Source organism: Moorena sp. SIO1F2, from assembly GCF_010672755.1.
Taxonomy (GTDB): Bacteria; Cyanobacteriota; Cyanobacteriia; order Cyanobacteriales; family Coleofasciculaceae; genus Moorena.
Window position 1 is genome coordinate 1 of sequence record NZ_JAAHFV010000005.1, and the last position, 25,288, is coordinate 25,288.

Annotated in this window: 24 protein-coding genes and 1 pseudogene; 19 read left to right on the forward strand and 6 right to left on the reverse strand. The window is 44.8% G+C overall.

The features are described from left to right. The first annotated feature begins 199 nt into the window (after positions 1–199). From larB to F6J94_RS01470, 6 genes are all read left to right on the forward strand, one after another. Positions 200–973, forward strand: a complete 774-nt coding sequence (gene larB, locus F6J94_RS01445; RefSeq protein WP_293036141.1) for a nickel pincer cofactor biosynthesis protein LarB — start codon at positions 200–202, stop codon at positions 971–973. A 331-nt stretch (positions 974–1,304) separates the two neighbouring features. After that, positions 1,305–1,790: a hypothetical protein gene (locus F6J94_RS01450; protein WP_293024516.1), complete on the forward strand. Its 486-nt coding sequence runs from the start codon at positions 1,305–1,307 to the stop codon at positions 1,788–1,790. Positions 1,791–2,259: 469 nt separating this feature from the next. Further along, entirely contained in the window at positions 2,260–2,427 is a 168-nt protein-coding gene (locus F6J94_RS01455; RefSeq protein ID WP_293024514.1) for a hypothetical protein, read from the forward strand. Positions 2,428–2,455: 28 nt separating this feature from the next. Beyond that, entirely contained in the window at positions 2,456–2,908 is a 453-nt protein-coding gene (locus F6J94_RS01460; protein ID WP_293036144.1) for a hypothetical protein, read from the forward strand. A gap of 374 nt (positions 2,909–3,282) precedes the next feature. Further along, positions 3,283–4,581, forward strand: coding sequence for a transposase (locus F6J94_RS01465; protein ID WP_293024510.1), 1,299 nt, complete (start codon positions 3,283–3,285; stop codon positions 4,579–4,581). 118 nt (positions 4,582–4,699) lie between these two features. Beyond that, positions 4,700–6,862, forward strand: a complete 2,163-nt coding sequence (locus F6J94_RS01470; protein ID WP_293036147.1) for a hypothetical protein — start codon at positions 4,700–4,702, stop codon at positions 6,860–6,862. Positions 6,863–7,117: 255 nt separating this feature from the next. On the opposite strand, the gene F6J94_RS01475 is transcribed toward F6J94_RS01470, so the two are convergent. Continuing rightward, positions 7,118–8,215 carry an acyl-CoA dehydrogenase family protein gene (locus F6J94_RS01475; protein WP_293036150.1) on the reverse strand — a complete coding sequence of 366 codons (1,098 nt, stop codon included), beginning with the start codon at positions 8,213–8,215 and terminating at the stop codon, positions 7,118–7,120. 130 nt (positions 8,216–8,345) lie between these two features. Here F6J94_RS01475 and F6J94_RS01480 point away from each other — a divergent pair, with 130 nt between their 5' ends. The 3 genes from F6J94_RS01480 (at position 8,346) to F6J94_RS01490 (ending at position 12,499) form a co-directional block, all read left to right on the forward strand. Beyond that, positions 8,346–10,250 (forward strand): ABC transporter substrate-binding protein, encoded by a 1,905-nt coding sequence (locus F6J94_RS01480; protein WP_293036153.1) that lies wholly within the window; start codon positions 8,346–8,348, stop codon positions 10,248–10,250. 474 nt (positions 10,251–10,724) lie between these two features. Continuing rightward, positions 10,725–11,573: a DUF3598 family protein gene (locus F6J94_RS01485; protein ID WP_293028742.1), complete on the forward strand. Its 849-nt coding sequence runs from the start codon at positions 10,725–10,727 to the stop codon at positions 11,571–11,573. Between the two features lie 74 nt (positions 11,574–11,647). Beyond that, a complete protein-coding gene (locus F6J94_RS01490; protein ID WP_293036158.1) occupies positions 11,648–12,499 on the forward strand; it encodes a class I SAM-dependent methyltransferase in 852 nt (283 codons plus the stop codon). A gap of 264 nt (positions 12,500–12,763) precedes the next feature. Here the strand turns inward: F6J94_RS01490 and F6J94_RS01495 are convergent, their stop codons facing one another. Beyond that, a complete protein-coding gene (locus tag F6J94_RS01495) occupies positions 12,764–13,972 on the reverse strand; it encodes an HhoA/HhoB/HtrA family serine endopeptidase (RefSeq protein WP_293036162.1) in 1,209 nt (402 codons plus the stop codon). A gap of 419 nt (positions 13,973–14,391) precedes the next feature. On the opposite strand from F6J94_RS01495, the gene F6J94_RS01500 reads away from it, so the two are divergent. Then, on the forward strand, positions 14,392–14,736 hold the full coding sequence (locus tag F6J94_RS01500; protein ID WP_008177474.1) for a metal-sensing transcriptional repressor: 345 nt from the start codon (positions 14,392–14,394) through the stop codon (positions 14,734–14,736). Here the strand turns inward: F6J94_RS01500 and F6J94_RS01505 are convergent. Further along, a complete protein-coding gene (locus tag F6J94_RS01505; RefSeq protein WP_293029485.1) occupies positions 14,733–15,128 on the reverse strand; it encodes a hypothetical protein in 396 nt (131 codons plus the stop codon). The genes F6J94_RS01500 and F6J94_RS01505 overlap by 4 nt on opposite strands. Before the next feature lie 182 nt (positions 15,129–15,310). Here F6J94_RS01505 and hslO point away from each other — a divergent pair, with 182 nt between their 5' ends. The 3 genes from hslO (at position 15,311) to F6J94_RS01520 (ending at position 20,245) form a co-directional block, all read left to right on the forward strand. Beyond that, a complete protein-coding gene (gene hslO, locus F6J94_RS01510; RefSeq protein ID WP_293029480.1) occupies positions 15,311–16,195 on the forward strand; it encodes an Hsp33 family molecular chaperone HslO in 885 nt (294 codons plus the stop codon). Between the two features lie 224 nt (positions 16,196–16,419). Next, positions 16,420–18,708, forward strand: a complete 2,289-nt coding sequence (locus F6J94_RS01515; protein ID WP_293036167.1) for a chromosome segregation ATPase — start codon at positions 16,420–16,422, stop codon at positions 18,706–18,708. Between the two features lie 109 nt (positions 18,709–18,817). Further along, positions 18,818–20,245, forward strand: a complete 1,428-nt coding sequence (locus F6J94_RS01520) for an ion transporter (RefSeq protein ID WP_293029474.1) — start codon at positions 18,818–18,820, stop codon at positions 20,243–20,245. A 136-nt stretch (positions 20,246–20,381) separates the two neighbouring features. On the opposite strand, the gene F6J94_RS01525 is transcribed toward F6J94_RS01520, so the two are convergent. The 3 genes and pseudogenes from F6J94_RS01525 to F6J94_RS01530 all read right to left on the reverse strand — a co-directional run bounded on the left by F6J94_RS01525 (position 20,382) and on the right by F6J94_RS01530 (position 21,425). Further along, positions 20,382–20,651: an EF-hand domain-containing protein gene (locus F6J94_RS01525; RefSeq protein WP_293036170.1), complete on the reverse strand. Its 270-nt coding sequence runs from the start codon at positions 20,649–20,651 to the stop codon at positions 20,382–20,384. Positions 20,652–20,663: 12 nt separating this feature from the next. Further along, positions 20,664–20,714, reverse strand: a pseudogene (locus F6J94_RS34085) (hypothetical protein); the annotation flags it as partial. Between the two features lie 468 nt (positions 20,715–21,182). Then, entirely contained in the window at positions 21,183–21,425 is a 243-nt protein-coding gene (locus F6J94_RS01530; RefSeq protein WP_293036173.1) for a hypothetical protein, read from the reverse strand. A 43-nt stretch (positions 21,426–21,468) separates the two neighbouring features. Between F6J94_RS01530 and F6J94_RS01535 the strand changes: the two genes are divergently transcribed. The 6 genes from F6J94_RS01535 (at position 21,469) to F6J94_RS01555 (ending at position 25,110) form a co-directional block, all read left to right on the forward strand. Further along, positions 21,469–21,663, forward strand: a complete 195-nt coding sequence (locus F6J94_RS01535) for a hypothetical protein (protein ID WP_149030998.1) — start codon at positions 21,469–21,471, stop codon at positions 21,661–21,663. Positions 21,664–21,710: 47 nt separating this feature from the next. Next, the gene (locus F6J94_RS34090) at positions 21,711–21,935 is read left to right on the forward strand and encodes a GTP-binding protein (RefSeq protein WP_365972856.1); all 225 of its coding nucleotides are present in this window, start codon (positions 21,711–21,713) and stop codon (positions 21,933–21,935) included. 111 nt (positions 21,936–22,046) lie between these two features. Further along, complete coding sequence (gene folE, locus F6J94_RS01540) at positions 22,047–22,703, forward strand: GTP cyclohydrolase I FolE (protein ID WP_293036179.1); 657 nt, start codon at positions 22,047–22,049, stop codon at positions 22,701–22,703. 86 nt (positions 22,704–22,789) lie between these two features. After that, entirely contained in the window at positions 22,790–23,542 is a 753-nt protein-coding gene (locus F6J94_RS01545; protein ID WP_293036182.1) for a GTP-binding protein, read from the forward strand. Continuing rightward, on the forward strand, positions 23,539–24,354 hold the full coding sequence (locus F6J94_RS01550; protein WP_293036185.1) for a metallophosphoesterase family protein: 816 nt from the start codon (positions 23,539–23,541) through the stop codon (positions 24,352–24,354). The genes F6J94_RS01545 and F6J94_RS01550 overlap by 4 nt, the downstream gene beginning before the upstream one ends. Positions 24,355–24,387: 33 nt before the next feature. Further along, positions 24,388–25,110 (forward strand): metallophosphoesterase family protein, encoded by a 723-nt coding sequence (locus F6J94_RS01555; RefSeq protein ID WP_293036189.1) that lies wholly within the window; start codon positions 24,388–24,390, stop codon positions 25,108–25,110. Positions 25,111–25,288: the final 178 nt, after the last annotated feature.

Below are 25,288 nucleotides of genomic sequence, written 5' to 3' on the forward strand. Positions count from 1 at the left end.
TAATCCCCCTTAAAAAGGGGGATTTAGGGGGATACCTTTGTACCTCATGGTAAAGAGAATTGCTATAAATCGTAGCTCAACATTAAACCATTAAAACTTCTTCCCGATTCCCGATTCCCGACTCCCGATTCCCGACTCCCGATTCCCTACTCCCTACTCCCTACTCCCGATTCCCTACTCCCTACTCCCTTAAAAAAAAATGACTCAACCCGAAGCATTAAAATCTCTACTGGAAGCGGTGGCGGCTGGTGACCTTAGCCCAACTGTTGCTCTAGATAAACTCAAAGATTTTACCTACGAAGAAGTGGGTGATTTTGCCAAAATTGACCACCACCGCACCTTAAGAACTGGATTTCCTGAGGTAATTTGGGGAGAGGGAAAAACCCCAGACCAAATTGCTCAGATTATGGCGGTCATGCGCCAGCGGAATCCGGTAGTAATGGCAACACGGATTACACCAGAGGTGGCAACGGAGCTAGAGTCAAAAGTCCCAGAGTTACAGTATTATTCCACAGCTCGGATTTGTGCGATCGCACCATCTCAGCTCGAACCTAAGTATCCCGGCACCATTAGTCTAATTTCCGCTGGCACATCGGATTTACCAGTAGCTCAGGAAGCAGCCATTACCGCTGAATTATGTGGGTTTCAGGTCAAGCGCCTTTGGGATGTGGGGGTAGCTGGTATCCACCGCTTGCTGAATAATCGACAGATGATTGTCGAAGCCGATGTCTTAATTGTGGTAGCTGGGATGGAAGGAGCATTACCCAGTGTGGTAGCTGGCATGGCCGATTGTCCAGTAATTGCCGTTCCTACTAGTGTCGGCTATGGAGCCAGTTTTGGTGGTATGGCACCCCTGTTAACCATGTTGAATTCTTGCGCACCAGGCATAGGAGTAGTGAATATTGATAATGGCTTTGGTGCTGCTGTCTTAGCTGGACAGATTCTGAGGACTGGTAATAAGTTGCAGAGTTGATAGAACAAGGGAATAGGGAATAGGGAACAGGGAACAGTAGCAAAGAGCTCAGAGGATTGGGTCCATCTCATTAAAGCTGTTTGACCCGGTGGTGCGTTACGGGACTGATTAAATAGGGATCCGTGTAGGAATTCTGAAAATTTTTGATCCTAAGTTCCCTTTGCCCTACTCCCTACTCCCTACTCCCTACTCCCTAATCCCTGTTCCTTTTGTTAAGAAAAATTACAAAATCCCTACCCCATGAGTAAACGATAAAACTCACCCTGATAAGTAATTGGAGGGAAAAGTTTGAGACCTTGATTCCTTCCACTAGTGTTTCAAAGAGGTGATTATGAATTTTAAACTAAGTACGGCAACTCTTTGTATCAGTGGTGCAGTTTTTGCTATGAGTCTGGTAAATCCCACCTTGGCAAAAATCCCAGACTTTCTTGGCAATGGGGCTAATCGCAACTCCGCCACAGTCCCTGAACTAGAACAGAAAAGTAGCTTTGACCAAACATCCTCACCGGACTTGGTAGCTCAAGCGGTTGCAATTAGTCTGACTGGTACCTGGCGAGCCAATGATGGTGGCACCTACTATATTCGGCAAGTAGGTAATGAACTCTGGTGGTATGGTCAAAGTTCTAATAATGGCCGAACTTTCAGCAATGTCTTCCATGGCTACATTGGTAAGAATGAAGTTGCTGGTAACTGGGCAGATGTACCTAGGGGTCGGACTCGCAGCTCTGGCGAAATGGTAGTCAGAATCGATTCAAACCGCAGGCTAACAGCAGTTCGGAGAACAGGTGGCTTCGGTGGTAGTGTTTGGACTCGCTAGGTAAGCATTCATCCGTCAGCTATCAGCTATCAGCTAATGCGCTACGCGCATTAGCTGAATAATTACTGGCTAGTTATAGGAAATAGAAAAAAGTATGCTACAGATCAGATTAATTGTCGGGACAGACAAATTCAGATCAGGAAATCTAAAATCTTTGGAAACGTAGCACCAATTTAACTATTTCATAGTAGTCTGATTAAAGACTCAAATTTTCGAGGCATGAAACCATGATAATATAGGGTTTTCAAGCCTTTTCAGGTTATCATAGTAATGAGCGACACAGAATTTTTTCCCGACTCCCGACTCCCGACTCCCGACTCCCGACTCCCGACTTCCATCAACCCAGGAGCAAAGTACCTCACACAATTGAGAACTGCACTATACTGAAAATAGTGCCCACAAGAGTTAAATCCAGTCATAAACGTTTCCCAAAATCGTTGTTGTCATCAGAGTAGGAACTACGAGAAAAATGAGCAAAAATCTACTTAAAGATACTGATTTAATCGAAAACAACTTAATTAATCTGCCCGAGCCCCCGCCCTCCTCTCCCCCTTCTTCCTACACTCCTCCCCCTGCCCAGACTCTACCCATACTATTCCCCCTATTCCCGATTCCCTGTTCAACACTTCTGAAATAATTACTGATTTAATTACTGATTAGTTCCAATGCCAAGCAATCCCTTCATTGTCGGTAAGCCAGTCCCCCCAGAGCGTTTTGTGGGACGAACTGCTCTGATTGAAACCGCTTTCGATCAAATCTCCCATCGCAGTAACCTATCAGTGTGGGGAGGTCCGGGCATTGGAAAGTCTTCCTTTCTGGAATTACTCACTTGGCCGGAAATCTGGCGAATACATCAGACCGACCCATCGCAAGCAGTGATTGTGTTGTTAAATTGCCTCAGTATCCATCCCTTCACTGGGTCTGGCTTCTGGGGAAAGGTCTTAAGCTTGATTAAAACTAAACTGGACAGCAATCCTGAGCTGCAAGCAGATATCGATAGATTAGTCCAAGAGGGAAAAAGCACTGCTAAGGATTTCCTTGAAGTCTTGGGTAAGCTGGGAGCACACAATAAATTCCTAGTATTGCTAGCGGATGATTATCGGAGTGGGAGAGTTTGAGAGGGCGAAGAATACCCCGACCTAAGAGGACGGGGATGAATTCACCCTCTCAAGTGGCGTAAGCCACAATCCATTAACTAGGTAGTGTCCCAGTTTTTCCCAGCGACTCTAAATACTCTGACAGGCTTAAACCTGATTTAGCTGCCAATCTCTTTAATCCGTTCCAAGCTGTGTTTGTCGCCTTAATAGTGTGTGTTGTTTTGGGTGAGCCGTGAAGACAGGGGCGTCCTACTTTTATTGGTTTTTGTCTTACCATTCTCTTGTCAGATCAATTTCGGTAATATATAATCAAGATAGCACCGAAAAAAAAGGTCGATACTATGCAATTGGGTTACGTCTATAAACTAATCCCAAGCTCTCAGCAAGAAGCTACAATGAACCGATGGCTAGATATGCTATTGGCTCAGTACAACTACTTGTTAAGAGATAGAAATGAGTCCTACGAGCAGGTTAAATCACCAAAACTTGGTAATTACTGCGATTTGAAGACTCATGGAGAGGCGTGCCCATTGTCCTGTTCGGTAAACAAGTCAAGCTCGATAGGTTATCCCTGGAAAAAGAGTCAAAAGAATCCTCGCCGGAGTGCTTACGAGGTTCAAAGTTCAAGTCTCCCCTCCCTCAAAAAACAACGACCTTGGTACAAAGCGATCAATTCGACTGTTCTACAGCAAATGTTAAGACAGTTGGATGTAGCCTTTTCAAAGTTTTTCAAGGGAGAAGCCAAATATCCAAGACCTAAAAGGCGATATCGTTTCCGGAGCCTCAAGTATGCTCCAGGCCAGGTAAAACTAGATGGTAATCGAATCTATTTACCAGGAATAGGGTGGATGCGATTCCATAATTCCCGTCCCATCCCGGATGGTTTTACCATGAAATCTGTAACCGTTCGTCGTCAATCACGGGGATGGTTTGTTAGCATTCAGATCGAGGATAAATCGGTACCAGTTCCACCAGTAAAAACTAAACACGAGATTAGACCTGATCGTGTTAAAGGATGCGATCTAGGAATCAGAAAACTCCTTAGTATTTCTGATGGAGAGATAGTTCAAAACCCAGCCAATAGTAAGAAGTCCAAACGCCAAACCAGACGTTTAAGACTAAGACAACGAGCTGCGAGTCGAAAGAAGAAGGGTTCAAACAATCGCAAAAAAGCCTTTTCCAAAGTAGCCTCGTTGCACGAACGGGTTACCAATAAACGTTCTGCATACCATTGGGAAACAGCAAAAAATCTAAGTAATGGAGCAGATGCTCTGGTGTTTGAGGACTTGAACATCAAAGGGATGAAGTCTCGCTGTAAACCCAAGCCCAAGGATTTGGGTGGTTACGACCGTAATGGACAATCAGCCAAGAAAGGTCTTAATCGTGTAATTTCCGACGCTGCCTGGGGTGAATTAGTCAAAAAGGTTGAAGTCGTGGCTGCAAAGTCAGGCATTCCAGTCATCAAGATTAACCCCAAACATACATCTCAGCGATGTCCAAAGTGTCACCACACTAGCGCAGACAATCGAAAAGGAGAAAAATTTGTTTGCACTGAGTGTGGGTACCACGATGACGCTGACATAAATGGTGCAGTAAACATCAAAATGCGGGGTCTTAAGAAACTGGGAATTAACCCCACCCAGCTACCTTCGGTGCGAAGGAAAGTCACGCCCATGGATATAACAGCCGTATAGGTTGTGCCTGGGAATCCCCATCCCTGCGACAGGTGGGGTAGTTCAATTAAAGGTGCTCCTAGCCAAAAAGTTGGCTTGCTCAGTGAACGAAGTGCCACAAAGTTAATTACTAGACCTCTTGCAAAAGTATTTTTCTGATAGTGTTTGCGTCAATTCTTCTCCACTGTTCCCTGTTCCCTGTTCCCTGTTCCCGACAACTGCCGCGAAGTCTACTGAACCAGCTCAGGGGTCTTTGACCTATGACTCAGAGGCAATCGATGCTATCTTAGCATTAACATCAGGTCATCCCTATTTCACTCAGGTCCTATGTCATGCACTGTTTGCTCAAGCTAGAACTGAACAAAAGTGGCAGGTAACTGGTGATGATGTCACCAGAATTGTGGATGATGCCATTGAAATTGGTGAGGGAGGATTAACCTGGTTTCGGGATGGATTACCGATTCCGGAACGAGTGATATTTTCGGCAGTAGCAGAGGCTCAAAAAAAAGCTGAAAGAAATTATACTCAGGTTGTGCAAGACCCGTTGAGTTTACTGGAAGAGTATGGCGTTACCATCACCGAGTCTTTGACTCAAGCTAGGGAAAAACTAGTTGAATCAGGTTTCTTGGGGGTTGTAGACATAACTGATCAAGTTTCATCCTATAAAGAAAAATCCTACAAGGTAAAAATAGAATTAGTCCGCCGCTGGTTAATCCAACGTTACCCATTGCGGCGAGAGATATTTGAATTGGAAGACCTCGATCCAGAGGCTAAGGCTAGTTATCAACAAGCAATTGAACAAACTGATCAGGGGGATGTATGGCAGAAAGTAAAACCCTATGAACAGATTTTGAAAGCCAATCCCAATCACTTTCGTGCTTTATTCGAGATCGCAAGGATATATTTGGAAGGTCACGTATTTGATAAAGCAGTGGAATGCTATCAGCGAGCATATCAAATTGATCGAGTCCGGAATCAGGATGGATTAGTGCGATCGCATTTAGGTTATGGACAACACCTCATGGAAGTAGGGGAAGTTATCCTAGCCAGGCGGCAATTTGACCAAGTGCTAAGGATAGAGCCAGAAAATCAACAAGCTTATCAATTCTATAACCAATTAAACAATCCTTTCGTTGTAGGCGCACCAGTTCCCCCAGACCGTTTTGTGGGACGACAATCAGAAATTCTGGCTGGTTTTAATCAAATCTCGAACCGCAGTAACTTAGCGATTTGGGGTGGTCCAGGCATGGGTAAGACCTCTTTCCTGGAACTCCTAGCTTCCCCAGACGTTTGGAAAGAGTATGGACAAGACCCATCACAGGCAGTGATGGTGTTACTCAGTTGCGAAAGTATCCAACCGTTTACAGCTTCCGGGTTTTGGCAAGAAGTCCTAACTGAGCTGATCTATAAATTGGATAGTGAGCCAGACCTTCAGACTGAAATTGAGACATTGCTCGACCACGGAAAAGCAACTGCCAGGGCTATGCCCCAAGTATTGCGCAAGCTTGGGAAACACAACAAGTTCTTGGTGTTGCTAGTGGATGACTATGATGCGGCTTTGCGGGAAAACCCACACTATACTCAAGCTGACATGGAAGCCTTTCTAAGTGAGTGTCGTAGTATTGCCTATCACTCTCGGGAGAGGAGATATTTATCAATGATTGTCACCTCACTCCGCCGTCTCAATGAACTTGGGCCGAGTCTAACCCCAGATAAATCCCCGTGGTACAATCACTATCTGTTTCGGTCCCTGAAGCCATTAACGGAAACTGAAGTGGAGCAATTGATGGCAAGTATTCCCATCACACCAGCATTACGGAATGTCATTAAAGACAGGGCTGGTGGACATCCGGCGCTGCTACAAATTGCTGGTTCTTTGCTATTTAGAGCATTAAGAACTGGGAAGTTACCCGATACTGAAACTTTTATCAAGGAGTTTGAAAGTCAAACTAGACATATTTTCCAAAATATTTGGCAACGGTGCAGCGATGTCGAGCAAGGGCTGTTGATACTGATGGCTTGGTCGAAGTTAAAAGGTGGTCTTGAGCAAAAGATTACTATTGACTTAAGTGACATTGACTTAACTAAAATTGACGTAATCTTTAGCCAACATCAACGAGAGTTAACAAACCTAGTAGAACAAGGCGTAATTATTGATAAATATCAGGATGAGTTAGGTAACGGTAGATATTCTTTTGCGTCCTTAGGGATGGAGCAGTGGATAATTCAGGAAATTCAGACTAGTGATCAAGCATTAGTACAAAAATGGCAGACTATTTTGCTTAAGCTAATGAACCCCTGAGGAGCTCATATAGCGCAGGGAGTAGAGAGTAGGGAGATGGGGAGATAGGGAGATGGGGAGATGCGGAGATGGGGGGATCGGGAGTCAGATCAGTTTTCCCGATTCCTGATTCCCAATTTCCAATTCTAAATTCTAAATTCTAAATTCTAAATTCTAAATTCTAAATTCTAAATTCTAAATTCTAAATTCTAAATTCTAAATTCTAAATTCTAAATTCTAAATTCTAAATTCTAAATTCTGACGCTAAGCGTAGCGCTATATCAACCGAGCCAGAGTTCCCTCCATGACAGCGGTGGTTTGACCAGAGACAGTGAATACCAAAGCTTCGCGATAGACTCGCTGGGCAGCATGGTGTTTGTAGTTAGCAGCACCACTAGACACAGTCACCGCTGCTTGAGCACATCGTCCTGCTAAGTTAATTGCCCAAGTCCTCAGTTGTAGTCGTTGTTCAAAGGTCTGGGAATCGGCTTTTACTGCTTGGATCATAGCTGTCTGGCAGCGAATCAATTCCCCATTGAGGGATTCAAAAGCATTGAATAGAAAATCCAGTTGCTTGGTTTTGGCAGCCGCTTCTACAATGTCGAGTCCAGCTTGGGCACATCCTAGGGCCAAAAAACCAGCAGACAAAACTTTTTTCTGGTCATTTCCGTGAATTGCACCTGCTTTAGCAATCGAGACCACACCTTCTTCGGGTAAGAACCAATCCGTAAGGGTAGCACTAACCGTATTGGTGGATTGCATCGCCGCCAATGCCATGGGTTTGCTAAAGGTAATAGTACCACCTGCATCTTGGGAAGTTGGAGTCAATGGCACCGTACCGTAAACTTCTCGACCATCAGGCAATACTGCACCAATGACAAACTCTTGAAACAAGCTAAACCCAGTAACCCAAGGCACTTTTCCGCTGATCTGATATCCACCATCTACCGGAATAGCTTTCACCGGTGGGTTACCTGTTCGTCGCACTTGGGAAAAGCCGATACCAACTAGCACTTGACCCTTGGCTAATTTGGGAAGATACTGCTGCTTCAACGATTCATTCTCAGAGAAGGCGATCATTGCTCCAGCACTCTGGTGTTGCATTTGCAAGAATGCCAAAGCACCGGAATACCGTGCTACCAGTTGCTGAAAGTATGGAAAGGTGGTGCTACTGACTTCGACACCTCCCCAGGATTTGGGAATCCGTAGCCCTAGCAAAGTGCGAACGCTCATCCCCTTGAGAGCCTCTCGTAACACCTCAGGAGCACTATCAATCTCATTAGCCAAGGGAGCAACGGATTCCCTTAGGTAAGACTCTGCTGTCTCTAATAGGCTTTGTTGGTCATTATCGGGATACTTTTTGATTACCTGCATCAACCTTTCTAGTTAATCTAAATCTATAGCGGTTTCTAACCTAAAGAGGTACACAGGATTTTTTCCCAGATCCGCTTGCTACATAAATTTTAATCCCGATACTTTTACCATTCGCGACTGCATCAAGACAATGATCAAAAATATATTTGAAGATATCCTCTTATCCAAAACTACTTCTTCCCTCCCCACACTCCCCCCTCTCCCCACACTCCCCACACTCCCCACACTCCCCACACTCCCCACACTCCCCACACTCCCCACACTCCCCACACTCCTCCCTCTTCAAGCAGTTGCGCTGGTGCTATCTTGTCTATTGACCCTTACAGGTTGCCATCCGAACCAGTTTAAGACTCAAGCAGCTCAGGTCTCTCAACTAGTGTTAGCTACTCCTAGTGACCCAGCTACCTTTAACACTATTGTTAATACCTCTCCCTTTGGTGTATTTGGTTACATCTACGAAGGATTGTTGAGTGAGAATGGCATGACAGGGGAGTTGGAACCAGCACTAGCTGAATCTTGGGACATTTCCTCAGACCGACAGCAGATCACCTTCACCCTGCGGGATGGGCTAAAGTGGTCTGATGGGGAACCCCTGACGGTGGATGATGTGATCTTTACCTATCAGCAGCTTTACCTGAATCCCAAGATTCCCACAGTTTCCCGAGATTTCCTCAAGATTGGTAGTACTGGTAAGTACCCATCGGTGCGCAAACTAGATCAGCAGCGAGTTGAGTTTACCTTACCACAACCCTTTGCGCCATTTGTGAGATCCGCAGGAACCCTAGCCATTCTACCGGCTCATGCGTTACGAGAGTCTGTGCAAGCCACTGATGGTAATGGCAATCCCCAGTTTCTTTCAACTTGGGGCACTAACACCAATCCCCAAGACATTGTTAGCAATGGTCCGTATCGACTACAAAAGTATACCCCTGCTGAGCGAGTCATCCTACAACGCAACCCTTATTACTGGCGTGCTGATGCTCAGGGAAATCCCCAACCCTACATTCAACGGATTGTCTTACAAGTTATCCCATCCTCTGATAACCAGTTACTCAGATTTCGCTCTGGGGAGTTGGATAGCCTCAGAGTGAATCCCGAGGCGTTTGGGTTACTCAAACGAGAGGAAAAGCGGGGGAAATACACCATTTACAATGGCGGACCGATGCCTAGCATTAGGTTTGTCGGTTTTAATCTCAACAAAGCTCGCAATGCTCAGGGAAAACCTTTCGTAGACCCAATCAAGTCTCGTTGGTTCAATACCTTGGCCTTTCGACAAGCGGTAGCCTATGCTATTGACCGGGAAAAGATGAAAACTAATATTTATCGGGGACTCGGTGAAGTACAACATTCGCCCATTGCTGTCCAAAGTCCCTATTACCTATCCCCAGAAGATGGGTTAAAAGTTTACAACTATCAACCCCAGAAGGCAAAACAATTACTATTAGAGGCTGGTTTCAGGTATAACTCCCAAAATCAGCTGCTGGATTGGGATGGCAACCGGGTACAATTCACTTTGCTGGTGAAATCAGACGATAAATCCCGAGTAGACGCAGCAGTTCAGATTAAACAAGACTTGAGCCAAATTGGGATAGAAGCAGATTTGCAGGTACTCAGCTTTAACCTTGTGCTCAGAAAGCTCCTATCGACTCGAGATTGGGAGTGTTATGTGGGTGCCTTTGGAGCAGGAGTGAGTGAGCCTCACAGTATATTTGTTTTCTGGTATAGCGGAGGATCGTTTCATCAATTTAATCAAGGTCCTCAACCCGGACAACCACCACTGGAAGGGTGGGAAGTGTCTGACTGGGAGCAAGAGATTGACCGTCTGTTCAATGCTGGGATAAAAGAACTTGATCAGAGCAAACGCAAAGCCATTTATGGTCGATTCCAGGAAATCGTTGCCGAGGAGTTGCCCGTGTTTTTCCTGGTCAATTCACTAGACTTTCAGGCAGTACGCGATCGCATCGAGAATATCAAATTTTCTGGCTTAGGGGGACCGTTATGGAACATTGATGAGCTGAGAATTGCGGAAAACTAATCAAGTCTTGGGTCTTGGGGGATGGGGAGTGTAGAGAGTGTGGGGGGTGTGGGGAGATGGGGAGATGGGGAGATGGGGAGATGGGGAGATGGGGAGATGGGAAGTGTGAACGCTAATAATTGGTAGAAAAAATAGCTGGAATTACCCTTAATTTGATGATATTAATTTTGATAATTGCCAAAAAAAGTGCCTATAGAGCATAGAAAGAAAGGGGTTGATAAAAAATGCGATGCTAAGCATTGAGCCCCTACGGAATTGACCGTTCGCGCAGCGTCGGGTTTTTCCCGAAAGGTCACGCTAAATGCGATCGCATCAGTTATTTGACTAGGTGATAGCGATCGCTATCCCATCCTGTAGGCGCGAGTATAGCGAACGCGCCCCGCGTGACCAAAGGTCGCGTAGCGTGGCCTACGGCCAATCGCTTTCTTTGTTAACTTAGAGTAGGTTAAGTCGGACTAGAGGAAGTAAAGAACCATGAATGATCATAATCAGATTCAGGACAACCAGTCAACTGACCAGTCAGACGAAAAATTATTCCGACAATGGTATCGCTTTATTGAGGATCATGGATTCACCTGGAAAGGAATTCTTTCTCGATATAAGGGTAACGGAATTCTTGATAAAGTCCTTGATTCCACAAGAAGATTTACTCCTCTGGCAGATGCATCTCAACTTGAGCATTATCTATGTTTTATTAACCAAGACGACCCCTCGGAAGTCCAAGAAAATACGTGGATTATTGAGAAATGCGGTCCAGGTATCTCTCACCCCATCGATCTGAGTTCAACCACGATGTTTTCATCTAAATCCTCTGGTGTAATGAGCAGACCTCTTAGGAAAGACCAGGCCAACTTCACCGAAATTTACCTGTTCCAAGGGAACCGTCGTATCAGCGTGGTAATTGGCTATTTCCCCGATCGCTCCAAGGAGTCAGAGAATCGATGTGTACTCTCCGGGATTTCCTTGTTTCGCGAAGTGAAACTTGACGTTGTCCCATTTCCCTGGTCTAATCAGAGACCAGAGGTAAGTAATCGGGATTATCCGAGCATTAAGGCCATAGATACCCTGGTATTACGATCAGGCACATTTGATGAAATTCCCCTGCCAGATTACCCTGCCCATTGGCCGAAGGACGGTCGATTAATATTTGATTTTCCCGACGGGATTTCCATAAACGTGCCAGAAACCCTTGAGCCTGGTCACGATAGCACTCTCATTGTCAGTTGGAGATACAGCCCTGATAGAATCAAGAGAGGGGTTGCTCACTTCACGGATGATACCCGCGCAGCTGATTTGATTACCCAGGAATGCCTGATTGTCTAAAAATAGGGTGGGCAATATCTAGCAAGCCTTAGTACTAGGATTGACATTAGACTTACTAAAAAGATTACCGCAACATGACAGTACCCACCAATAATCCCAAAGAATTTAGACAATTTGAATATTGTGGATGGCAACAGTCAGTAGACCAATATCATTCCTCTTTTTCGTCTCTAACTAGCCAAACTATCGAGTCTCTGCTTGATAGTGTAAATGCGGGAAGGGATATGGAATTACTTGATATTGCCACTGGTCCTGGCTATGTGGCTGCCCAGGCCCAGAAGCGAGGATGTAAGGTAACGGGGGTAGATTTATCAGACGCTATGGTTGCCAAAGCCAAGCAACTCAATCCCCAGATTGACCTACGGTCACGCTACGCGATCGAATTTTTTCAGGGTGAAGCGGAATCGTTACCCTTTCCCGAATCTCAATATCAAGCAGCCGTAATGAACTTTGGAATTTTGCATTTGGCTGAACCAGAAAAAGCATTGGGTGAAGCATTTCGGGTAATTGCTAGCCAGGCCAGGTTTGGGTTTACTGTGTGGAGTAAGCCAGAAAAATCGATAGCGTTGAAGATTATGAATAAGGCGATTGAGACCTATAAAAATACAGATATTACTCTTCCAGAAGGGCCGCCATTTTTTCTGTTTAGTGAACAGGATTATTGCTTCAAGTGTTTGCAACATTTAGGATTTAAGAATCCTTCTGTGCAGGAAATTCCTCTACTCTGGGAACTTAGCAGTGCCGATGAACTTTTTGATGCTTTTTATAAAGGCACCGCCAGAACAGGTGGGATACTGCGCGCTCAAACTAGTAAATCCCTTGACAATATACGGGCAGCAATTCACCAGGACACTGCAAGCTATAGGCAAAATAATCGACTGCTTCTGCCTATGTCAGCCATAGTTGTATCTGCTCAGAAACCTTGAACTCTTCCCCAACTGAAGTAATACCAATTCTTCAAAGTAGGACTATAGATCCAGGTAGGGAGATAGGGCCCGGGCGTGGGGAGTCTCGGCCCCGGGCGCAGGGAGCGTGGGAGGTGATCCCAGGTCTGGGAGGTGTGGGGATAATACAGAATTTTATTGCTGATCAAACTCTGATTAATTGCCAATTAACTGGGAAATCATTTATTCTGACTCCTGACTCGAAGCTCCTGACTCCTGGATAAAGTTGGTTATGTCGAACTCAAGCTAAGTAGGATTTTTTAGTGCATCGGTGCGAACAAACACGCTAGTAGTCTGCTTACCGCGCCTTACTTTTATCTCTAGTACCTTATTTACTCCACTATTTTCAACAAGGCGCTGTAGTTGTGTAGCATTAGTAACAGGTGTTCCATCAATTTGAACAATTATATCCCCACGACGCATACCAGCATCAGCGGCTGGTGTATCCGGCATTACTTGAACTACCAAGACACCATTGATTTCTGGTAATAGGAAAACAGAATTGGGGTCATTGTTGTTCTCTTGTGCTAGTTCCGGGGTTAGGGTTGTCATCCGAACGCCGATATATGGATGGACAACTTTTTGTCCTTGGGCTAGTTTGTTGGAAATCTCTTTGACTTTGTTGATGGGAATAGCAAAACCAATTCCCATGGCATTAGCCCGAATAGCAGTGTTGATGCCAATTACTTCCCCTGTCGCATTCAACAACGGACCACCAGAGTTTCCAGGATTAATAGCTGCATCGGTTTGAATAAAGTCTAGTCGCTTGTCAGGAATACCTGCCTGAGCACTGGAGCGTCCTATGGTGCTGACAATTCCCAAAGTCACTGTATTATCTAGCCCTAGGGGGTTACCAACAGCAATAGCCCAATCTCCAACCTGAACTTGGCTCGAATCCCCTAGAGAGGCAATCGGTAAGGAAGTACCGTCAATTTTGACAACAGCTAAGTCGGTGAATTCATCCACACCCTTGACTTTACCATTAAACTTGCGCCCATCCTTGAGGGTAACGGTTACTTTATCTGCATCTTCCACAACATGGGCATTGGTCAGTAGGATACCACTATTGTCAATAATAAAGCCAGAGCCTTGACCTTGTAAACGTCTTTCTTGGGGAATTTGGGTTGAAAAGTCATCACCGAAAAAGCGCCGGAAGAAGGGGTCATCAAAAAAGGGATCGACACGCCTGGAAACTGTGCGCTCGGTGTCAATACGCACCACTGCTGCTCCAACCCGATTGACCGCTGCTGTTACAAAACTGCTATTACTAGCTTGCTGTGGATTCAGCAGTTGTTGGGCGATCAGTGGGGGAGTTACTGAGTCTGTGCTGGGTACAGGAGCAGCCTTGGAGGGAGATACACGATAAACGCCAACTGTCAATAAGACTCCAAGTAAGATAGCCAAGAGATAGTTACTAATTGAGCGAAGCCAAATCGAAAATTTAGTTGATGACATAGTATTATCGTATTCTTCTGGTTAATTTTGGGGAATATTATTGCTAAGCCAATCCCACCACCTTTAAGCATGGGATTTACTTGGCGGCTAGTGGTTACTAGTCAGTTGTTGCTGACCCTTAGCATTAACCCCTAACTCAAGTCTAGCTTCCCTGAGATTCCTCCCACCCACAGCCAGGAGTGGGTTTCGAGGCAGATTTTTAGGATTGTGGATTAGTTGCTACAAGCATCTAATCGCTATTTTGAGAGTTATTCCTATGACGTTAGTACTACCTGGGCTAGTTCCAGGAGAGTCAAAGAGGTTGACCTCAAGGGGTGATCAGCCCAAGAGACCCCAACAAGTTAAGCTTAATAATTATCAATGAATGATATACCCAGGAAGTTGGTTAACCTTGGACTAAGAAAACTAATAAAACCGCTATGATCTCGAAAGATAGAGAATATGCCCTGACTCAAGAGCTGAATCACAACCATAGTGAACATACTCATGGTCACGTCCATGATGAAGAATCTCTGAGGCGAATTATCAATCGCCTGTCTCGAATCGAGGGGCATATTCGAGGGATTAAGACTATGGTGCAAGAAAGTCGCCCCTGTCCTGATGTTTTGGTACAGATTGCTGCAGTTCGGGGGGCTTTGGATAAAGTGGCACGAATTATCCTGGATGAACATTTAAGCGAGTGTATCGGTCGAGCCGCTGAGCAGGGCAACATTGAGGTAGAAATTGAGGAGTTGAAAGCGGCTTTAGATCAATTTTTACGTTAGGAGTCAGAGGCTCTATGCTGCTCTACAAACTGACGTAGCCTCAGCAAACTTAAGGTTTGACCCCAATTCAAGGGTAACAAAGACACCCCTTCTAGGCGAGATTGTACCCAACCATCTCCCCAATACCATTCATGATAACCATCAATTCCCTGACTCAAGAGCAGTCTTAAACAGTTCGACTGAACAAGCTCAACGTTGTGTTGTACTGCTACTGGCCCGATGGAAGAAGTAAAGGTCAATCCTAAATCTAGCTGTTCGGGTAACTCGGAAGATAAATTCTCCGGCCACAACCACTGGTGCAGTTGCTCCGTATAGAGCAGACTGTCCCGGATAACAGTGTGTGGTGCTTCGACTTCAATCCTCAGATGACTTTTTTGAAAGATTCCTAGCATTTTGGTTAGATCGTCCTTATTCGTAGGAAATATTTGTGATTAGTGTGAATGAACAGATGGGATAAATCCCGTCTGTTGTTTTCATCCCTAGGCTAAAGGGATAGGGCAAGCAAGGGGCTCGATACTTTCTCGATAATTTGTAAAATAAACATTAATTATATTAAGAAGTGTAAGAGTTTTCTATGGCTGACCAGTTAATTCGCGCCACAGCAGCTTCAGGGGGTATTCGCGCAGTTGGTGTGATTACTACACGCCTGACCGAAGAAGCTAGACAACGTCACCAACTATCCTATGTGGCAACGGCTGCCCTAGGTCGTACCATGTCTGCAGGTCTTCTGCTCGCTTCTAGTATGAAGCGAGCCGAGTCGAGGGTCAATATTCGGATCAACGGCAATGGTCCACTGGGTGGAATTATGGTGGATGCAGGATTAGATGGTAAAGTTCGGGGTTATGTAGATAACCCAGAGGTTGAACTGCCACCGAATAAGCAGGGCAAATTAGATGTAGGTGGTGCTGTTGGTAGGGATGGTTTCCTATACGTGGTTCGGGATGTGGGTTATGGCTATCCCTATTCGAGTACAGTAGAGTTGGTTTCTGGTGAAATAGGTGATGACATCGCTAACTATCTGCTAAATTCGGAACAAACCCCGTCAGCGCTGGTAGTTGGTGTATTTGTAGGTGCTCAAGGGGTAACTGCGGCTGGGGGGATTTTAATCCAAGTTATGCCTAAGGCAGCAACGGATGAGGCATTAGTTCAAACTTTGGAATCTCGCATTACCAAACTATCAGGTTTTACACCGCTACTCCAAGCTAACCAGACCTTACCAGAGATTTTTGAACAGTTGCTGGGGGATATGGAGCTAGTGATTTTTCCAGAAACCCAGATGCTCCATTTTAACTGTGGTTGCTCCTTTGACCGGATGTTGGGGGCTCTGAAAATGCTCGGAAAAGAGGAACTTCAGGATATGATAGAAAAAGACGGTGGAGCTGAGGCAACTTGTCATTTTTGCTCAGAGGTCTATCATGCCAATCCCGATCAACTCTCTCAATTGATAAAAGAATTGTAAACTGGGTAGCTACTGGACTTCCTATTGTAACTGGAAGATTAGAATCCTGACTTGTAAAGGATTGCAAGAAATATGGATCAGCATATAAACTCAACCAGAATTATAAGAACACTACTATAAGATAGGGTGTAGACTCTATATGTGTAAGGTGGGTAAAATCTCAACAACTGAGGTTGCTGTAAACAACCTGCTGTCTTGCGGTGTAGGGAGTGTGGAAGTGAATTATGACCAGAAATAGAGAATTTCCAGACCGTTGGCCAACGTCAAATGGTTCAAGTTCAGGTAAGTTTAATGGATGGCAACCTAACCATAGCGAACCGGTTACTCAACCGAGCGTAAACTATCCTGACCTAGGAAACCCATCGACACAGCCCCCCCAGCAATATGAAAAATTTGGGGTTGGTCAACCAGTAGCTAACTCTGGATTAAACAAATCACAAACTACCCCAAGACAAGCTCGCTCAGGAAAAACTACTGGAGTAAAAAACCTCTTGCCTCACAGTTGGCAGTTTTGGTCAGCTTTAGTTGTGTTGCTGTTCGGTAGTGCGGGATTTGCTTCAGCAATGATGTTGTTGAGGTTGCCAGCTGTACCAAACTGCCGTGCTGTGTTTTGGCCAACGGCTTCAGCATCCATGCGCCTATCTTGTGCTCAGGTGGCAGCAAATCAGGAAACTGTGCCGCAGTTGCTAAAAGCGATCGCATTAGTCGATGCCCTGCCCGAAGATCACCCGTTACGCCCACAAGTTAACCAATATATAGAAGAGTGGTCACAGGCAATCCTGGAGATTGGGGAAGCTAAGTTTCAAGCTGGTCAGTTCAATGAAGCTCTTAAGATTGCTAAACGTATTCCTTCAAAATCTGTAGCTGGGGCGATAGTACAAAAACGGGTAAAACGTTGGCAGAAAATCTGGTCAAGGGCAGAGGGAGTTTATGAGCAAGCAGAAAAACAGTTGAGGTTATCAAACTGGAACTTAGCATTTCGCGAAGCAGTACGATTGACCTATGTGGACAATGACTACTGGGCTACGGCTAAGTATAACCAGCTAACAGATAAGATTAAGATGGGACGGGAAGACTCGGCTAAGCTGGATAAGGCTTATGAGCTGAGTAGAAGTGGCAATATAGAGAAGATTCTGAAAGCTATTGACAAAGCTAAGGAAATCACAGAGCAAAGTTATGCTTACAAAGAAGCTCAGGATTTAATAAAAGACTCTGGCAACAAGCTGGTGGAGATTGCTCAGAACAAGCTAGAGCAAGGTAAATGGTCCGAAGTTCTTGACATTGCCTATAAACTTCCGGAAACCATTAAAGTACCTGAACTCAAATCTGATTTAATTGACCTAGCTCATGCCCTATCTCGTGCTGAGTCCGGTACAACCTGGGATTTAGAAGAAGCGATCGCATCTGCCCAAAAGCTCGGATCAGAACGTCCCCTATATAAGAAAGGGCAGCAATTAATTAGCCGTTGGCAACGAGAAGTAGAAGATGTGGCGCGACTAGAGCGAGCCCGAACCTATGCTACCTCGGGTTTAGCCAGTGACTTAAGACTGGCAGTGGCTGAAGTGGAACAGATCCCTCGTGGTAATCCCCGCTATCAGGAAGCACGGGACGAAATTCGAGATTGGACTCGTCAAATTCAGCTGATCGAAGACAGACCATTCCTGGAGCGGGCAACACAACTGGCTAGTTATGGGAGCATCGATTCTTTGCAAGCTGCTGTTCAAGAAGCCCGTAAAATTTCCCGAGGTCGTAGTCTTTACCAGGAAGCTCAAACTAAAATTAATCAGTGGTCTAGAAGTATCCAGCAGCAAGAAGACCAACCTTATTTAGACCAAGCACGCACTCTGGCAATCCGGGGTGATCTATATGCTGCCGTGGCAACTGCCGAACAAATTAAGGCAGGTCGGGCTCTGTACAATGAAGCCCAAAGCAAAGTCAGAAGCTGGAAGTTAGAACTTGAGGGTCAGCAGCGTTTACGGGAAGCTTACCAAATTGCTGAGGCTGGAACTCCACAAGCCCTAAGAAAAGCGATTCGAGTAGCTAGGCAAGTGCCAACCTCAACCAAATCCCGTAGCGAAGCGAGAACAGTAGTCAATCGCTGGAGTTACAAAATCCTATCCATAGCCAGAAGTCGTTCTGCCTATAACCTCTCTGAAGCAATTGCGATCGCAAACATCGTTCCGTCTGGTACTCGCCCTTACCAGGAAGCGCAACGGCAAATGCAATCATGGCGGAAGATTTTAGCCCCACCTCCTCCACCTCCTGTACCCGTAAGACGACCAAGACCGGTTCCGGTTCCATCTACCCCACAAGTGGTGATCCCGAAACCAGTTCCCTCTCCACCATCAGTGGTAAAACCACCATCACCACCAGCCCGCTCCTTCCCAATTGTGGTTCCACCACCGGAAGTTACCTCACCGTCGGGTATCGTAAAACCACCGACTCAGCTAGAGCCGCCTAGGTTTAATCCCCCCGCTGGTAGAAAGATTGAGTTAATTGATACTGACTCTTAAGAGTTTTCGAGGGTACTACAACCGGCTAGGATCAAAGCTGTGGAAATTGGACATTAAAAATTCTTAATATTAAATGGAATAAATTCCATTTAATATAGAATACTTTAACTTGTCATCAACCCTCAAATCCCGTCTTGACCAGTTCATTCACGCTCCCCAAACTGAATTCACCCTCATTCTGCTAATTCTACTTTCGGTAGTTCTAGTGGTTTTTGAAGCAAGTCTGGAGGGTGCAAGTTTCATTCATGGAGTGGTCTATGTAAGCGAAGAGCTACTCACGGGTATATTTATCATAGAACTAACGATCCGCTACCTAGTGGCAAGAAACAAACGTCGGTTCTTGCGTCACTACTGGCTGGATATTATTGCTGTGCTGCCTTTGTTACGGGCATTCCGCTTATTGCGAGTGTTACGGATGTTAAGGCTGCTCAGAGTCGGAATTTTGGTAAACCGTAACCTCAACCGCATCTCTTCCTCACTCGCTGCCAGTATTAGTGCTCAGATTGGAGTTTTTCTGATTATCGGCTTAATTACATTAGTCGGTGCTTTAGGGATTTATCTACTGGAGGGAGGACAGAATGAGTCATTTGCTTCCCTAAGAGACTCTTTATGGTGGAGTTTTTTTACCCTAATCTCAGGAGAACCTATTGGTGGTCAACCCCAGACTGATGCTGGACGTCTGATTACCCTCATGGTAGTAATTGGGGGGTTAACCATGTTTGCCGTCTTCACCGGTGTAGTGTCAGCCGTGATGGTGCAACGACTTAGAACAGTCATGGAGGTGAAATACTTGGAACTGGATGAACTGCGCAATCACATTGTTATCTGCGGCTGGAACCGAGGTGGTCACCTACTAATTGAGGAACTCCAGGCAGACTCTGAGCTCAAGCACTATCCAATGGTGGTTGTGGCAGAGTTTACCGACACACCAGAGTCGGAACTCAAGGGAGTTAACCGTTCCCAAATATATTTCTATATTGGTGATTACACGACTATTGATGTCCTCGAAAGTGTGGGGATCTATCATGCCTCACGGGCAATCCTCCTGGCTGATTCTACCCATCCTCGAAGTGACCAAGACCGGGATGCACGGACAGTCCTAGCGGCCTTGACCATTGAAAAACTCCAACCCGGAATCTACACTTGTGCTCAACTCCTTGACCGGAAAAACAATGTCCAACTGCGAGTAGCTGGCGTTGAAGATGTCGTTGTTGTTGATGAACTAGCCAGTCACTTAATTGCTACCTCAGCTCGGAACCTAGGGGCTGTGGACGTGCTGTCAGAGTTGCTAACTGTGCAAGTGGGAAACCAATTCTACAAAATTGTTTTACCACAGAGGTGGGTTGACATTTCGTTCTGGGAAGCTGCTCAGCGGTTGAAAGAGGAGTTTGATACAACTTTGATCGCCATAGAGCGCAATAGCAATGGAGATCGGGAAACCCTAATTAATCCCCCCAAAGATCAAACACTACTGTCTGGTGATCACTTAGTGATTATTGCTCGTAGTCTGCCGAAAATTGGGGTTCCAGTCCGGTGAAGTCTCAACTTTTCGGCAGGTTCTTATGGTGCGATCGCACGTTCGGATCGCCCTAGGGTTCACCATGAGTGGGAATTTTCAAACTAAATAGCCATAATTAATGACCAATGACTAATGTAACAAACTACCCAAAACTTCAGAGCTGCTTCGCTAAACTAACACCTAAAAACCAATTTCCAGGTGCTTGCACATCCTCACTATACAAAAATTGTTCGAAGATTTGTTTGAACTCATCTTTATAAATAGAACTATCAAGATTGAGATCGAGAGTTTCAAAAGCTTCCTCTATATGAGTTGTATCGATTTGGTAAGCTTGATAAAATAGTCTAAGTTCATCTATCACAATTTTGCCATCTTCATTGCCATCAATGAGCTTGATAAAGGCTTCAGAAAAATCATAATCCAAACGCTTATCGAGGCATTCTAACCATTCACTGAGTTCAATCTGACCATTCCCATTTAAATCAACCTAAGTACAGGACAAAAAATGTAAAGATTGCCGAAAGTCGGCACTGGTTCCGCCGAGTGAGAAGCGAAAAGTTTTGACATTAGTTGTTTACAGAGCATATCGAATTGTGAATAACTGCGACCAAGATATGCCCACCTCCAAAATGCCTAACTTCACCGCAGGCACAATCTTTGTGGTAAAATGAACTCGTACACAGTTGTGTACTAACCAGTAGACATCAAGGGTTCTTTGAAGGTTTTTGCGAGATTAACCCATAGGTGTTGGTTTTACGCCGAAAGGCGCTCGTTACGATGTCCCCCAGAAGCATTGAAATTTGCAACCCCTTTGGTGGACGTCCCGGTCGCCCCGTGCGCATCACCTCATGGCAGATCTCAAACAGCAGGTTGCCATATCGTCGTTCTCCATCGGTTAAGAGATTGAGGCTTCCGGTTTGGTCAATCACCAACGCTCACGACTTTCAACCCCTGCTCAAATAACTGTTGGTCTTTCGGTCCACAGTGCAATTCCCATAGAAATCGACTGCCTCGCTCCATCAAGACCATTGTCCATCCGTGGTGATTCTGAAGCAGGTAGGTTTTTATCTACAATCGTCAACAGCTCATCTCCTTCTATCTCCTGATGAATAAACTGATGGAGCAGGGCATAAAGCATCAGGGTAGGTTTGAGACCCGCTAAACGTCTTTTCCAATCAATTACACTATTTTTTGACACACTGAAGGTTATAGCTGTGGCATTCAGCCCCATATTGACCCTTATGGCTTTAAGAATCACGGATTACCGACTCAGGGGAGTGGTCAGACCCGCCAGTGGCGGCTGCTATGGTCTCGCTGAAATAGATGTCACACTCTCGGCAATGATAAATCGTACGGAAACCATGGTTTTGAGTACTATAGCGGTGGTGAGGGGACACATCCTCACTCCCACATCCAGGACATGGGTAGGAAAATAGTTCGATCATACAACCACCATTGAGGAAAGGCTTCTATTAACTCCAGCATGCCCCTATTTCATGACCTGCAAGGCTTTTCTCCTTCACATTCGACGGAACCAGTACCATTACGTCACATTTTCCAACTCTGCGGACAGGGCAGCGAGATCAAGTCCGAACTTTGGTCTACTCCTCCTGTTAATCAGCTAGTCTTTATCGGTTATCATTTAGATACCGATAAACTTCGCCAAAAGTTAAATAACTCAGGACTTACGCACAGACTCCATGGGTAGGCTAGGCCACACCTTGTTCACACTACAGGTAGTGTAAATTGAGGGATTTGCGTAAGTCCTATAACTGCTTGGCTACTTCTGTTACTGTTTAATTTCATCTAATTCAAATTCATGACCTTAGGTAAGTCCGAACCCAACCAGATTGAGAAAATTGATCGCAAATTACCAAAACTAAATACCACCCAACAACCTCTCGTTTCTGAAGAAGAGATGCGCCAAGCGGTACGGACTTTACTGTTAGGATTGGGAGAAGACCCAGACCGCGAAGGCTTGAAAGATACTCCTAAAAGAGTGGTCAAAGCCTTGAAATTTCTGACTTCTGGCTATCATCAATCTTTAGACGAACTCCTCAACGGGGCAGTATTTCACGAAAATACCAATGAAATGGTATTAGTTCGGGACATTGACCTATTTAGCTCCTGCGAACACCATATCTTACCTATTCTCGGTCACGCTCACGTCGCTTATATTCCCGACGGTAAGGTAATCGGACTGTCGAAAATTGCTCGTATTTGTGAAATGTACGGACGACGTTTGCAGGTACAGGAAAGATTAACTGCCCAAATTGCCGATGCCCTTCAAGGATTATTAAAACCAAAAGGGGTAGCGGTAGTAGTGGAAGCAAGCCATATGTGTATGGTAATGCGAGGAGTCCAAAAACCTGGTTCTTGGACTGCCACTAGTGCGGTTAGAGGTGTATTTGCAAATGATCCAAAAACCCGTCAGGAGTTTATGAGTTTAATTCACCACAACCCTTCAATGCATTAATTAATTCGCGTGGCAGCATGAGAGATGGGTATAAAGCTCATCTCTTTTTTTGATACAATGATTATCGTCATAAAAAAAAACTGCTTATGATTATTGCTGTCGCCAGTCCGACCGGTGGCGGTAAAACCCACTGGATTCGTCAACAAATAGTCCAAAGCAATAAACCTGTAGGTTATTTCAGTCCTCAAACCGATTCCGTACCCATTGATGCAATATATCTCCAAAGTGAATACCCTCAACTAAAACTTTATCAGACAGGGGAAGAAGCGGAATTACACAAAACCATTACTTATCTAGAGATTCCCTGGTATTTGGATTTAGCCGGAATTGAACCTTTACTGCAAACTTTTAACCCCCATCGAGTAGCCATAATCCCCGGCGATACAGATAGTACAGAGTTAAATACTTGGGCGGATGAAGTTATTCCAGGAAATAACATCACTAAGCCAACCACAGCTTTGCAGATTCATCGGGGGGTTTTGACGGGGGAAATTTTAGATTTTGATAGTTTAGCTACTTTTTGGCTGGAACTTACTCAAGGTGCTTACGGTGAGGTAGCTCGGGTAAAAGGACTTTTCGACCTAATGGATGGACAAATTTATTATGGTGACTTCATACTAGGGGAATCCGAATTAGCATTTACACCTTTAAAATTACCCCGTTGGTTAAATGGTAAACCAGATCGTTTTAGTGGTTTTGAAATAGTAGGTAGTAATTTAGATAAAGCTGAAATTGTTCAAACTGTCCAAGATTGCTGTCTTCCCGAATCGGCAATTAATTATTACCAACAACAAGTAAAAGAGTCTTTAGAAATTGAACCAGAGGTAGAAGTGGTATGAAAATAGCAGTGATATCTTGTATCCATGGTAATTATGCAGCGTTAGATGCAGTTTTACTGGATATTGACGAACAAAAAGCAGAAAAAATTTATTGTCTGGGGGATTTAGTGGGTTATGGTCCCTATCCTAATGCAGTGGTGGAACAAATTCGTTCTTTAGATATTCCCACTGTACAGGGTTGTTGGGATGAAGATATTGTAGAAGGACTAAATGCTTGTGAATGTAGTTATCCTTCCCTGTTGGCGGAAAAAAGAGGTAAAATCGCCCACGAATGGACAAATAAGCACGTCAATCCCGAAGTTAGGGAATATTTAGCCCAACTACCCCATACCTACAAAGAAGATAATCTCTGTTTCGTACATGGTAGTCCTAATAGCAACCACGAATATTTGTTATCCGAAATGGATGCTTTCACTGCTTTAGAAAGAGTTCTCTCCAGCGATGCAGATATATTATTTTGCGGACATACCCACTTTCCCTATGTCCGCACCCTAGATTCTGGACAATTACAGGTTAAAGTTCGTCAACCCAGTAGAAACGAACAACCAACCATAAGTTTTAATACTCCCCTGAAGCGAATTATCAATGTCGGTTCGGTAGGCGAACCCCGTCATGGTCGTCCCAATGCTACCTATGTTATCTATGACACGGAAACACAAGCAGTAAACTTGCGGGAAGTGGAGTATGACTATAAAACCACCTGCGCTGCCATCTTAGATGCTGGTTTACCACCGATTTTCGCTTGGCGTTTGGCTAGAGGTTTGGAATTTGCCGAAAAAGCCGACGATCCGACTCATGTGTGTGAGAGGTAAATTAAATTACTTAAATATTTAAATTGAAAATCAATGTGGGCAATTTTAAGCGGAATTGAAGGAAATATCGCAGCTTACGAAGCAGTGTTGGCAGATATCAAACGCCAGCGCTTTAAGGTGGAAGTATTGTATGTTCTGGGCGATATCGTAGCAGCTAACCAAGATAGCGAACAAGTAATTAAACGAATTCAGAATCCTTTACCTGGAGAATTAGAACCCCAAGTATGCGTCGGCTGGTGGGAAGAACAATGCTTTACTTTACACGGTTTGGGTTCGACACCAGAACCGACAGAATTAATCGAGCGCTTTGGTAAAGAAACTGCTAAACTTCTTTGGGATTCTGTATCTCGCGAAACCGTACAGTGGTTACGCAACTGTCATTTTGGCTTCTTTGAATTAGATTGTTTGTTAATTCACGGTAGCACTGTTAGCGTCAGCGATGAGTTAACCCCCGAAACCCTACCCTGGAAAATGCTAGACCGCTTGCAAAGAGTCCAGGCAAATCATCTCTTTTGTGGTCGTTCGGGTCAAGTATTTGAATATCAACTACAAGGAGGTTCGGTAAATAGTTCGGTGATGACTTTAGATAGCCAGCAACCCGTGGAAACTATTACTGCACCCAAAAGAAGAGTTGTTGGTGTAGGAAATGTAGGCAAAGAACCAGGAAAGGCTACTTATACGCTTTATAGTCCAAATAGCGATTTTTTAGAGTTTAAAACAGTTTTTTATGGCCATAAAAAGGGATCTGGTAATTAGTTTCAGGTTGCTAAAGGTATGGCTAAGTGCAAAAACAGGTAGTCGGAGACAACTTTCTGGAAAAGGCGTTGCTGATTTTGGGTATGCTTTCGCCCCCCTAGCCCCCCAAGCGAGGGATTTAGGGGGCTGTAATAAAATCAGATAATCGCGTATTCATTCCTTAATTCAGCAACGCCCA